Below are 12,384 nucleotides of genomic sequence, written 5' to 3' on the forward strand. Positions count from 1 at the left end.
TTTAATTGAAATATTATTCAAAAATTTGCCTAAGCATAATTTTAATGGCTTCTTCTTTGTCTAAAATATTACCAATTTCATCTAGAGACTCATCGTCTTTATAAATACCATTTTTGTCATTCCAAGACAACCAATCAATTAATTCTAGGCGAGACCAATTTTTCAATTCAAATAGTAGTTTCTCTCTACTCATATCCATTATTTTATAATACGGATGCCTCAGTTTTTCTTTATGATTAATAACTTTTAACATAACTTTAGTTTTTACTAAAAATAACTAATTCATTTGAAAAAAGCAAATAAAAAAAGAATTAAACTACTATAAAACAAGAACATAAACACTCTTAAAACTTATATTCACCCAAAGGTTTCGGAAACTTCTCTGGGTTTGCAGCTAAGTGATAACGAGGATCGTCGATACCTTCTTCTATAACTCCGTCAAAAATAGGAGATGCTTTGTATAAAAGTACTTTACAATCTTCACTTAAATGCTTTAATGTAACTTTTTTACCCGCTGCTTGGTATTTTTCTACCAAAGCAAATATTGCCTCGATGGCAGAGTGGTCTGAGACTCTAGATTCTACAAAATCAATTTCAATGTTTTCTGGATCAGTTTTAATATCAAACTTATCATTAAAAGCAGTAATGCTTCCGAAGAACAAAGGTCCCCAAATTTCGTAAATCTTTGTACCATCTGCTTTAAAACGTTTTCTTGCTCTAATTTTCTTAGCACTTGTCCATGCAAAAGATAAGGCAGAAATAATAACCCCTACAAATACTGCAATGGCTAAATCGAAAAACACCGTTACTGCAGATACAATAATTAATACGGCAGCATCTGACATTGGTATTTTCTTTAAAATTCTAAAACTAGACCAAGCAAAGGTTTCTATAACCATCATAAACATTACCCCAACCAAAGCTGCAATAGGCACTTGCTCTATATATTTATCTGCAAATAAAATAAAGGTTAATAAGGTTAATGCCATCATTACACCAGACAAACGGCCTCTACCACCTGCATTGATATTAATTACAGTTTGCCCAATCATACCACAACCACCTGTACCACCAAACATACCGCTTAAGATGTTACCGGCACCTTGTGCTACACATTCTTTATTACCATTACCTCTAGATTCTGTTAACTCGTCTACCAAGTTCATTGTCATTAGCGTTTCTATCAAACCTACAGAGGCAGCTAAAAAGGCATACGGCGCAATAAATTTTAAAGTATCTAGATTAAAAGGCAGGTTGCTCCATAACTCTAATACATTTAAGTTTTTAGAAAGTTCTGCTATTCCGTTTAAGCCTGCTCCTCCTCCATCTCTAATAAAGTCTCCCACATTTATAGAACCTAAACCACTAAATATAGACACCAATGTAACGATTAAAATAGCGGTTAAAGCTGCAGGTATTTTGGTTGTTAATTTAGGCAAGCCCCAAACAATAAACATGGTTAGCAAAACCAAACCAATCATAACATACAGTGTTTTACCTTGCATGGTTGTTTTTACCACACCACTATCTTTTACAGTGTAAAAACCTTCTTTATCTGCATTGTAAAGTACTTTTTTTGTATTAATATCAAAAACCTGACCTTCTGAAACTAAAAATGCGTCTTGGTTGGTATTTGCGTTTTTAATGGTACTACCTTCTATTGTAAACAACACTGTGCCGAAGCAAGATCTTTTACTTGATTATTCTCTACTTTATATACCAATTCTTTGGCTGTTGTTTTACGCATATTTTGTCCATAAACATCTTTCTTGTTTTCTGTAAACATACCCAACTGTGCCATAAAAATAACAATAGCCAAACCGTTTACAAATCCCATCATTACAGGGTGCGGAATTAGCCTTACAAACTTACCTAGTTTAAACAAACCGGCAATTACCTGTATAACTCCCATTAAAACCACTGCTGCTAACAGGTAGAAATACCCCATATTTTCTACAGGTGTGTCAAAAAGCAATCCTTTGGCGTGCCCTTCTTGTATCATATTTACAAAAATAACGGCTACAGCACCAGCTGCTCCGGAAATTAATCCTGGTCTACCACCAAAAACAGCAGAAATTAATCCAATAACAAAAGCACCAAACAAGGCCACAATTGGGCTAATTTGCGCTACAAAAGCAAAGGCTACCACCTCTGGTATCATTGCTAAAGAAACCGTTATACCTGCTAATGCATCATCTTTTGCATTTGGCATTATTTTTTTGATAAATCCTGTCATTTTATTGTAGCTTTTTAGAAGTCGGCAAAGATAGAATGTTTTTTGAGAATATTACATATTTAGGTAAGTATCATAAACTAAAGCGATGTTTTTATACGAATTTGTTAACGCTATTGCTGCCTCTTTTTGTTTCTTAAAAACAACCTTTGTAATACCCTCTTCTAATTGTGGTGTTAAAGCGCCCGCATACGTCGTCGTCATCAAATACCAAAAGGTTTCTTTTAGTTTCATTCCGTTTTGAAAATAAACATGGTAGGTAGTAAGTAATGGTTGTTCCAATTGCAAGCCATCTATACCACATTCTTCTTCTACCTCTCTTACAGCAGCTTCTTCTACAGACTCGCCTTTTTCGATTCTTCCTTTAGGTAAATCCCATTTATCAAACCTGTAAATACACAATATTTCTTTGTGGGTATTTAAAACCAAACCACCGGCTGCAGAAACGATATTAAAAGTTTTTAAAAAAGCGCGCCAACCTTCCTCTAAATTGGGCGTATAAAGCGTTATCCCCTTAACACTGTTACTTTTAAGTTTGTGTATAATTTCTTCTGTTACAGAATTTTTTAAAATATACAAAGGAAAATCATTCTCTTTTTTTGAGAAGATGTTACAATTATTGGCTTATCATTTACAAAAACTTTATACATTTGCGGTATGATTTTAAACAAAGATACGGCAAAAAAAACAGCTGAACTTTTACTACAAGTAAAAGCAATTAAGCTAAACCCAAGCGATCCTTTTAATTGGGCATCGGGTTGGAAATCGCCAATTTATTGCGATAACAGAGTAACGCTTTCATATCCTCCGGTTCGTATTTTCTTAAAAGAAGAAATTGCAAAAATTGTAGAGAAAGAATACGGTAAACCAGATGTAATTGCTGGTGTTGCAACGGGTGCAATAGCAATTGGTATTTTAGTAGCGCAAGAATTAGGTGTACCTTTTATTTATGTAAGACCAGAACCTAAAAAACATGGTAGAAAAAACCAAATTGAAGGGCATTTAGAAAGCGGACAAAATGTAGTGGTTATAGAAGATTTAATAAGTACTGGTAAAAGTAGCTTAAATGCAGTAGATGCTTTAAAAGAAGCGGGCGCTGTTGTTAAAGGTATGGTCGCTATTTTTTCTTATGGCTTTGAGGTTGCGACAGACAATTTTAAAGAAAAGAACGTTGCACTTACTACGTTAAGTAACTACGACAACTTGTTAGAACAAGCACTAGAAAGTAATTATATTTCTGAAAAAGAATTGATTACCTTGCACGAATGGAGAAGAGAGCCTAGTACTTGGAATCAATAAAAAAAGATTAAAAACATGAATATTACAGGAAACAAAGTTGTGATTGATAAATCGCAAGAAGAATTATTTAACTTTTTTAGCGACTTAAATAATTTTGAAAAAATAATGCCGAGAAAATACACAAAAGTTTGAGGTTGACGGCGATTCTTTTTTATTTAGCTTACCAGGAATGCCGAAATAAGATTGGTATTAAAAGAAAAAACTGAATTTTCTAACATTACCCTTGGTGCTGCTAGCAGTAAATTATCTTTTGCATTGGCTGCGGATATTGTTAAAATTGAAGATACTAAAAGTGAGGTTTCTTTAAATTTTAATGGAGATTTTAACCCAATGATGGCTATGATGGTAAAAAAACCATTATCTAAATTTGTAGATACTTTGACAGAAAATATTTCGAAACTTTAAAGTAAAGAAATTTCTTTAATGCCAAATTCTAAAATGGTTTCATCTTCTACTTCTACTTGAAGCTTACCATCTATAGAAATACCTCGAATTACACCCATAAATAAAGCATTTTTACTATCTTTAAACATAGTAGGAATGTTTTTTTTATGCAACACATGTAAATAGTCTTTTTCTAAAGTCTCAAAATGATCAGATTCTAAAACTGCTATCTTCTCTTTCAACTTTAAAATAAGTAAATCTAAAATTTCTTCTAAATTATAAGGTTTGGGTCTTATCAGTTTTAAAGAACTCGCTTTTTCTAAGTGCGCAGGAAAAACAGTTTGATTTACATTGAGTCCAATTCCGATTACAGAGGATGCTATTTTTGCCCCTTTTAAACTATTTTCAACTAAAACTCCGCAAATTTTCTTGTTTACTGCCAAAATGTCGTTAGGCCATTTAATGGTTACTTTCGGAATTTCTAAAGCTGTTAAAACTTGATAAATGGATAAAGAAACTGCAAAATTCAAGTATCTTCTTTTCGAAATATCCAAATCAGAAAAACGAACAAAAACACTAAATATCAAGTTCTTATAAGGCTCTGACACCCAAACACTGCCTTGTTGCCCACGACCATTTACTTGACTGTCTGTAACAACAATTGTGTAATTTTCTAAGACAGAATTAGATGCCATTTCTTTTAAAAAAGAATTGGTAGAATCGATGGCACTAAGTTTGATTATTTTCAAGTGTTAAATAAAGTGTAAACAAGTTCAATATTACATAAAATAGTCGCAAAAAAATAATAACTTTGCGTTTAAATTAGAAAAAATTAATGACAAATAAACAAGTAAGTACAGATGATTTAATATCTGTTATAATTCAGGGAATTGAGGAAGTTAAAGGAGAAGATATTCAATTACTTGACTTACGCGAAATTGAAAATACCGTTTGCGATTATTTTATAATTTGCTCCAGTAACTCCAACACACAAGTAAAAGCAATTTCTGGTTCGGTTCAAAAAATGGTAAGCAAACAGCTAAAAGATAAGCCTTGGCACATAGAAGGTGAAAATATTGCTGAATGGATTCTAATGGACTACGTAAACGTTGCAGTACATATCTTTCAAAAACAAACAAGAGATTTTTATGACATTGAAGGTCTTTGGGGAGATGCAAAAATTACAGAAATAAAACCAGCTTAAATTTTTAGATTTTATAAAAAATGAACGAAAATAAAAAAGACAACAACACAAATACACCAAAATTTAAGTTTAACGCTTATTGGATTTACGGTGCAATTTTAGTATTACTAATTGGATTTCAGTTTTTTAGCAGTGGTGACTTAGCTACTAAAAGCATTTCGAAAAACGAGTTTAATGAAGTTTTAAGAGATAACGATATTTCTAAAATAATTGTAGTTAATAATAACGTCGCTCAGGTTTTTATAAAAGAAGAAGCTATTAAGAAAGAGAAATATCAAAAATTAATAAATTCTACATTTTACAGAAAAGGATCTTCTTTGTACGAATATAATTTTGGTGATTTACAAAATTTTGAAAACAGCTTACAAGAAGCTAAAAAAGAAAACGATTTAACTTTCGATTTAAAAAACGAAAGTAGAACAAGCATGTTAGATACCTTAATTGGCTTTTTACCTTTTATTATCTTAATTGCTATTTGGTTATTCTTTATGCGTAGAATGTCCGGCGGTGGTGCTGGTTCTGGTGGTGGTGGCCAAATTTTTAACATTGGTAAATCGAAAGCAAAGTTATTTGATAAAGACACGAAAGTAAAAACAACTTTCGAAAATGTAGCAGGTTTAGAAGGTGCTAAAGAAGAAGTGCAAGAAATTGTAGATTTCTTAAAAAACCTAGAAAAATATACTTCTCTTGGTGGTAAAATACCAAAAGGTGCTTTATTAGTAGGACCTCCGGGAACAGGTAAAACTTTATTAGCAAAAGCTGTTGCAGGTGAAGCTGGTGTACCTTTCTTTTCATTATCTCGGTTCAGACTTTGTAGAGATGTTTGTTGGTGTTGGTGCCTCTAGAGTTAGAGATTTGTTTAAACAAGCTGCACAAAAATCGCCTTCAATAATATTTATTGATGAGATTGACGCAATTGGTAGAGCTCGTGGTAAAAATAGCATGACAGGTGGTAACGATGAAAGAGAAAACACATTAAACCAACTGTTAACAGAAATGGATGGTTTTGGTACAGATACAAACGTAATTGTTATTGCTGCAACCAACAGAGCAGATGTTTTAGATAGTGCACTTATGCGTGCTGGTCGATTTGACAGACAAATCTATGTAGACTTACCTAATATTAATGAGCGTAAAGCAATTTTTGAGGTTCATATTAAACCTTTAAAATTAGCAGATGATGTAAATGTTGAGTTTTTAGCACAACAAACACCTGGTTTTTCGGGTGCAGATATTGCTAATATGTGTAACGAATCTGCTTTAATTGCTGCCGTAAATGGTAAAACTGCGATTCATCATCAAGACTTTTTAGATGCTGTAGATAGAATTGTTGGTGGTTTAGAAAAGAAAAACAAGGTAATTACACCAAAAGAGAAAAAAGTAATTGCTTATCACGAAGCTGGTCATGCAACAGTAAGTTGGATGTTAGAGCATGCTGCACCCTTAGTAAAAGTAACTATTGTACCAAGAGGACAATCTTTAGGAGCTGCATGGTATTTACCAGCTGAAAGGTTAATTGTGCAAACAGAACAAATGTTAGATGAAATGTGTGCTACACTTGGTGGTAGAGCTGCAGAAAAAATCATCTTTAATAAAATATCTACAGGTGCTTTAAGTGATTTAGAAAAAGTTACTAAGCAAGCAAGAGCAATGATAACGGTTTATGGTTTAAATGAAGAAGTTGGTAATGTTACCTATTACGATTCTTCCGAAACGATTCTTTTGTGAAGCCTTACAGTGATGATACTGCAAAAAGAATTGATGAAGAAATTTCTAAATTAATCGAGAATCAATACCAAAGAGCTATTGAGTTATTAGATAATAATAAGGAAAAATTAACAGTTTTAGCAGAGTTGCTTTTAGAGAAAGAAGTTATCTTTAAAGACGATTTAGAAAAAGTATTTGGTAAAAGGCCATTTGAAGCATTAGATGCAGAAGTAAAAGTAGAAAAATTGATTGAAGAAGAAGCGAATGTTCCCCCAGCAGCAGAAAGCACTGAGGAATAATCTAATATTCGACAATTAAGAATGAATTTTTTAAAAAAGATATTTAACATACCGGTTAAAGAAGATAAAGAAATCCAAAGACAAGAAGTAAACTTGTCTTTGGATGATCTTTTTGTACATAATTTCATAGAAAAAGGTGGTAAATTTCTATATTGTTTAAAGAAAGAAGAGGTTTTAGAGAACCTAAAAAGAATACTTTCTGAAAACGATTGGAAAGAAATTTTACTAATAAATGACAATTTACGCAGATTTATAGACGAAGATAAAATTGCAATACACAGTAATTTTAAAAAATCGGTTCCTTTTCTTACTTCATGCGAACATTTAATTGCAGATAAAGGAGAAGTTTTATTTTCTTCCAATCAATTAAAGAGTACCAAATTATCAGAATTATCAGAAAACTTTATTGTTTACGCCACAACTAGTCAACTAGTTAGAAACACTGGCGAGGGTTTAACAGGTATCAAAACAAACTCTAAAGATACTTTGCCAACAAATATATCTTCAGTAAAAAATTATGAGATTAATAAAAAAGATGATAATTTTTTAAATTATGGCAACAGTAATACAAAAAACTTATATTTGCTGCTGTTAGAAGATTTATAATATGCGCAACCTTTTAAGAAGGAGTTTTTCTCGGAATCATATATGTTTTAATTTTTATATCTGCTATTCTTTTTTCTAAAGAATCTTATATGGCTTTAATTGCATTTTTTGGTTTTGTTGCCGTTTGGGAACTTTCAAAAATGATTCAATTAAAAAGTATCGGTGCTTATTTACTTTTTGGTTTTTCGCTATTTCTAATAATTAAAAGACCTTACAATTACGCTATCAATATTATTTTGGCTATAAATATTGCATCTTCATTATTTTTAATTTTTCAGTTATTCAAAAAGAAAGAAATTAAATTTAAAACAGAAAGAGATAAACTAGGCTTAACAATAAGATATCTTATTTTTTCTTTTTGTTTCTTAATTTTATTACCTTTTGTAAATGAAGAGTACAGACCTTATATAATGATATCAATCTTAATCCTTATTTGGGTAAACGATAGTTTCGCTTTCTTGGTCGGTAAAAACTTAGGTAAAACAAAATTGTTTGTTTCTGTTTCTCCTAAAAAAACCATCGAAGGTTTTATAGGTGGCTTTGTGTTTTCTTTAGTGGCAGCATATTTTATTAGTAGATTAAACAACGATTTTTCTTTACTAAATTGGTTTATCATAGCTACAATTGTTTCTGTAATTGGTACAATTGGTGATTTGGTAGAATCTAAATTGAAAAGACAAGCAAAAATTAAAGACAGTGGTAATATTATGCCAGGTCATGGAGGTATTTTAGATAGGCTAGATAGTTTATTATTTGCGGCTCCGTTTGTATATTTGTATATTAACTTTATTATTTAAGTATGATTCGTTTTCATAAAGAAGGGTATAAAATTATTGTAATTGCTTTTATTTTATCTATTGCAGGTATTTTATTGGCAGATAAATTCATTGAAATTATTTGGCTTGTAAAAGTTATTCAAATAGCGATACTAATATTGCTTTTTACAGTACTTCAATTTTTTAGAAACCCTAAAAGAATTACCACTTTAGATGAAAGAACTATCATTGCGCCAGTTGATGGTAAAGTTGTTGTGATAGAAGAGGTAGAAGAACCAGAATATTTTAAAGATAAAAGATTACAAGTATCTATCTTTATGTCTCCAATAAATGTACACGTTACTAGATATGCAATGAGCGGTATAATTAAATACAGCAAATACCATCCAGGTAAATATTTAGTTGCATGGCATCCAAAAGCTTCTACAGAAAATGAAAGAACAACGGTTGTTATCGAAAACAATGTAATAGGAGAAGTTTTATACAGACAAATTGCAGGTGCTTTAGCTAAAAGAATTGTAAACTACGCAAAAGAAGGAGAAGAAGTGGTGCAAGGTACCGATGCTGGTTTTATTAAGTTTGGATCTAGAGTAGATTTATATTTACCATTAGGTACAGAATTGGCTGTAAAACTAGGTGATAAAGTAAAAGGAGGCACACAAATTGTAGCAAGAAAATAAATAATATGAATAGTGATTTAGACAAAGAGTTTAAAGAAGCTTTCATTAAAATATCTGAGCTTAAAGAGGCAGTTACACCGGATATTATGCTTAAATTTTATGCGTATTACAAACAAGCTAATTATGGAAGTAATTTACCTTTTGAAAACGATTTAAATGTTAGAAATGCATTTAAATTAAATGCTTGGATGCAATTAAAAGACATGTCTTCTGAAGAAGCAAAACAAGAATATATAAAATTAGCAAACGCAGTATTAAATAAAAAACAATCAAAATGAAAAAAGCATTTATTTTATTATTATTAGTTGCAACAAACATCAGTTTTATCTCTTGTAAATCTGATAAAACAACAGCGAAAACAACACAAAAAGAAGACAATGCTAAGTTTTCTGTAAATAAAGCTGAAAAAGAAATTAATTTTACAGCCTATAAATTTACAGAAAAAACACCTGTAGGTGGTCAATTTAGACAAGTAGATGTAATTTCCGGTGGTACTGGAGAAACGATTAAAGAAGCAATTAACAATACAGAATTTTCTATTCCTGTTAGTAGTATTTTTACAAAAGATTCTAGTAGAGATTACAAAATTCAGAAGTTTTTCTTCGGAGTAATGTCTGACACAAAATTACTTTCTGGGAAATTAAATATTGAAAATGATTCTATTGGTAGTGCAACAATTAAAATGAACGGTGTATCTAACAAAGTACCTTTTAAATACACAATTGTAAACAATACTTTTGCCATGAGTGGTAAAATGGACGTTAGTAATTGGAATGCCTTAGATGCTTTAGCTTCTTTAAATAAAGTTTGTGAAGCTTTACATACTGGTTCTGACGGAGTTTCTAAGACTTGGAGCGAAGTTGCACTAAACATCACTACAAAATTCTAAAAATTTGTAACAATAATTCAAAAAATATATTATATTTGGCTGTTAAATTTATGTTAACAGCCTTTTTTTGCTCTAACATAAGTTTAAATTAACCTTTTTTTACCCCTAATATAAATGACTAAAAAAATTACCCCTAATTTTTTAAGGCACTGTCTTGCCTTAATTATTTTTTCACAATCATTAAGTTTCTTTTCGCAAACAGTAGACATAACTATTCGATATAGTTGGCCAAATTATTCTAAAGAAAATAGAATTGAGTTATATGCTCCTAACAATGATCTAATTGCAACATTAGATGATGGCTATACAGGTAGTACGAGTAATACTTCTGCGAACAATTTGGATTCTCCATTAGTAGTTTCTAATAGAAGTATTAATGATAACATACCTTCAGGATCAGGATACTATGTTATTTTATACGATACTTACGGAGATGGATGGAATGGAAACGGGTATGCCACAATTAATGTTGATGGTGAAGATATATTAACAGTTAATGATAATAACTTTACCGGATTATCTTCTAGTGGTGGTGGAACAGTTGTTTCTAATAGAATATACTTTGCTGTAAACAAGGCTCCTAATTTAGACGACGCTTCGTTTACTTATCCAAATAATAGTTATTCAATTTCAGACACAGACCCTATTCCTACAATTACAGGAGAAACAGGTGGTACTTTTACTGCAACAGCCGGTTTGGTAATCAATGCTACAACAGGTGTTATCGATCTTTCAGAATCTACTATTGCTAATCATACAATAACGTATACTACAAACGATCCAGATCAAAGTAGTTCTCAGCAAAACATTTCAATTAATTTTGCTACATCTCAATACCATAATACTTCAAAAAAATATATAGAATATATACCAGGTACAATGCCTGTTATTATTTCGGCTCCTCACGGTGGGAGACTTACCGGCGGAGAATTAACTACTAGAAGTTGTGGTACAGGAGAAATGGATGATAACACAGACGTTTTAATTAGAGAAATTCAAAAAAATGTTTTGATGAATTTGGTGTATATCCTTATATAATCATCAATAATCTTAGAAGAAATAAACTAGATCCTAACAGAACTAAAAGTGTTGCGACTTGTAATAATACAAGTGCTTACGAATACTTTGATGCTTACCATGATTTTATAGATCAAGCAAGTGCAGATGTTAATACTAAGTTTGGTAAAGGTTTGTATATAGATTTACACGGACAAAGTCACTCGATACCAAGAATTGAAGCTGGTTACAATTTACCAAGTAACTCTTTTGATGAGGATTTAAATAATACATCAACTAATGCTGCAGAATTAGCAAGAGTTACCATCAAAAATTTAATTGAAAATAACTTACAAAATTTAACTTTTGAAGATTTAATTAGAGGCTCTGAAAGTTTTGGAGGTTTAATGCAAGTTACCGGAGGTTCTGAATATGCTGATTTGGGACATGCAGGTTGCGGAAGAACTGAAGGATACAGAACTGTACCAAGCCATATCGGAAATGGTGGACAAGGCTCTTGTGATGATACGAATCCTGGTAGTAATGCTTATTTTGCCGGAGATTATTATAGTAATATTAGACATGGTTCTGGTAGTACAAGTAACGCAAACTCTGTTGTAGGCGGCGGTGGTACTGTAAACGGTGGTGGTGGTACTATTGATGGTATTATGACTGAAGTAAATAGAAGAGTTAGAGATTTAGGAAATGCGTATGCTTCTACTTACGGTGTTTCTGATTCTAGATCAGCTACAATTCCTTATTTTTCTAGAGATTACGCTAAAGTATTAGAAAAATTTATCGATTTACATTATAATGATTTTTCTAATTTTTCTTATGATAACACTAGCTATTCTATAAACGGAGTTAATACAACTCCAACCATACAAGGAATTTCGGGTGGAGAGTTTTCTTCAACTTCTGGTTTAGACTTAAACACTACTACCGGAGAAATTAACGTTGCTTCTTCTACCCCAGGAACGTATACAATTACATATACTGCACCAAACGTAGGTAGTTTTTATAAAAAAGAAACAGAAATTACCATTAATACAGATGAAGTTACTAATGAGTTTGCAGTTACTTCGGTAATTGGTCTGAACCTTCTAATTGGAGTTTAAATAGAGAACCAATAGCAACAGATAATGTTTTAATTCCTTCGGAAATACTGCATATTTAGATGGCAATCAAAAATCGATTAATGATGTTACTGTAGAAGGAAATTTAACTATAAATTCAGATAGATCGTTAACGGTTGCGGGTAATTTAGTTAATACAGGTAACTTTACAATAGCATCTGGTGCATCTTTAATT

The 12,384-nt window shown here is 31.5% G+C and carries 14 protein-coding genes and 2 pseudogenes; 11 read left to right on the top strand and 5 right to left on the bottom strand.

The genetic code is table 11. From position 1 onward, the window contains the following. Positions 1–13: 13 nt before the first annotated feature. The 4 genes and pseudogenes from ACZ1HD_RS11385 to ACZ1HD_RS11400 all read right to left on the bottom strand — a co-directional run bounded on the left by ACZ1HD_RS11385 (position 14) and on the right by ACZ1HD_RS11400 (position 2,812). Complete coding sequence (locus ACZ1HD_RS11385) at positions 14–253, bottom strand: hypothetical protein (RefSeq protein WP_472687484.1); 240 nt, start codon at positions 251–253, stop codon at positions 14–16. A gap of 91 nt (positions 254–344) precedes the next feature. Next, positions 345–1,670: a SulP family inorganic anion transporter gene (locus ACZ1HD_RS11390; protein ID WP_472689343.1), complete on the bottom strand. Its 1,326-nt coding sequence runs from the start codon at positions 1,668–1,670 to the stop codon at positions 345–347. 6 nt (positions 1,671–1,676) lie between these two features. After that, a pseudogene (locus tag ACZ1HD_RS11395) lies at positions 1,677–2,236 on the bottom strand (SulP family inorganic anion transporter); the annotation flags it as partial. 51 nt (positions 2,237–2,287) lie between these two features. Continuing rightward, complete coding sequence (locus ACZ1HD_RS11400) at positions 2,288–2,812, bottom strand: NUDIX domain-containing protein (RefSeq protein WP_472687485.1); 525 nt, start codon at positions 2,810–2,812, stop codon at positions 2,288–2,290. Positions 2,813–2,890: 78 nt separating this feature from the next. Here ACZ1HD_RS11400 and pyrE point away from each other — a divergent pair, with 78 nt between their 5' ends. Continuing rightward, entirely contained in the window at positions 2,891–3,532 is a 642-nt protein-coding gene (gene pyrE / locus ACZ1HD_RS11405) for an orotate phosphoribosyltransferase (protein WP_077809748.1), read from the top strand. A gap of 183 nt (positions 3,533–3,715) precedes the next feature. Further along, positions 3,716–3,937: a hypothetical protein gene (locus ACZ1HD_RS11410; protein WP_472687486.1), complete on the top strand. Its 222-nt coding sequence runs from the start codon at positions 3,716–3,718 to the stop codon at positions 3,935–3,937. Here ACZ1HD_RS11410 and ACZ1HD_RS11415 read toward each other — a convergent pair. Continuing rightward, complete coding sequence (locus ACZ1HD_RS11415; RefSeq protein WP_472687487.1) at positions 3,934–4,611, bottom strand: biotin--[acetyl-CoA-carboxylase] ligase; 678 nt, start codon at positions 4,609–4,611, stop codon at positions 3,934–3,936. The two genes, ACZ1HD_RS11410 and ACZ1HD_RS11415, sit on opposite strands and share 4 nt — an antisense overlap. A 140-nt stretch (positions 4,612–4,751) precedes the next feature. Between ACZ1HD_RS11415 and rsfS the strand changes: the two genes are divergently transcribed. The 9 genes and pseudogenes from rsfS (at position 4,752) to ACZ1HD_RS11460 (ending at position 12,191) form a co-directional block, all read left to right on the top strand. Then, positions 4,752–5,120 (top strand): ribosome silencing factor, encoded by a 369-nt coding sequence (gene rsfS, locus ACZ1HD_RS11420; protein WP_472687488.1) that lies wholly within the window; start codon positions 4,752–4,754, stop codon positions 5,118–5,120. A gap of 20 nt (positions 5,121–5,140) precedes the next feature. Further along, positions 5,141–7,126, top strand: a pseudogene (ftsH, locus tag ACZ1HD_RS11425) (ATP-dependent zinc metalloprotease FtsH). A gap of 21 nt (positions 7,127–7,147) precedes the next feature. Further along, on the top strand, positions 7,148–7,732 hold the full coding sequence (locus tag ACZ1HD_RS11430) for an LUD domain-containing protein (RefSeq protein ID WP_077809752.1): 585 nt from the start codon (positions 7,148–7,150) through the stop codon (positions 7,730–7,732). An 89-nt stretch (positions 7,733–7,821) separates the two neighbouring features. Beyond that, on the top strand, positions 7,822–8,529 hold the full coding sequence (locus ACZ1HD_RS11435; RefSeq protein WP_472687489.1) for a phosphatidate cytidylyltransferase: 708 nt from the start codon (positions 7,822–7,824) through the stop codon (positions 8,527–8,529). A gap of 2 nt (positions 8,530–8,531) precedes the next feature. After that, a complete protein-coding gene (locus tag ACZ1HD_RS11440) occupies positions 8,532–9,188 on the top strand; it encodes a phosphatidylserine decarboxylase family protein (RefSeq protein WP_079736983.1) in 657 nt (218 codons plus the stop codon). A 5-nt stretch (positions 9,189–9,193) separates the two neighbouring features. After that, a complete protein-coding gene (locus ACZ1HD_RS11445) occupies positions 9,194–9,466 on the top strand; it encodes an acyl-CoA-binding protein (protein WP_079736984.1) in 273 nt (90 codons plus the stop codon). Continuing rightward, positions 9,463–10,077: a YceI family protein gene (locus ACZ1HD_RS11450; protein WP_079736985.1), complete on the top strand. Its 615-nt coding sequence runs from the start codon at positions 9,463–9,465 to the stop codon at positions 10,075–10,077. The genes ACZ1HD_RS11445 and ACZ1HD_RS11450 overlap by 4 nt, the downstream gene beginning before the upstream one ends. A 114-nt stretch (positions 10,078–10,191) precedes the next feature. Continuing rightward, a complete protein-coding gene (locus ACZ1HD_RS11455) occupies positions 10,192–11,115 on the top strand; it encodes a hypothetical protein (RefSeq protein ID WP_472687490.1) in 924 nt (307 codons plus the stop codon). Between the two features lie 152 nt (positions 11,116–11,267). Beyond that, complete coding sequence (locus ACZ1HD_RS11460; RefSeq protein ID WP_472687491.1) at positions 11,268–12,191, top strand: hypothetical protein; 924 nt, start codon at positions 11,268–11,270, stop codon at positions 12,189–12,191. Positions 12,192–12,384 lie beyond the last annotated feature (193 nt).

This window comes from Polaribacter sp. HA6-7 (assembly GCF_055693625.1).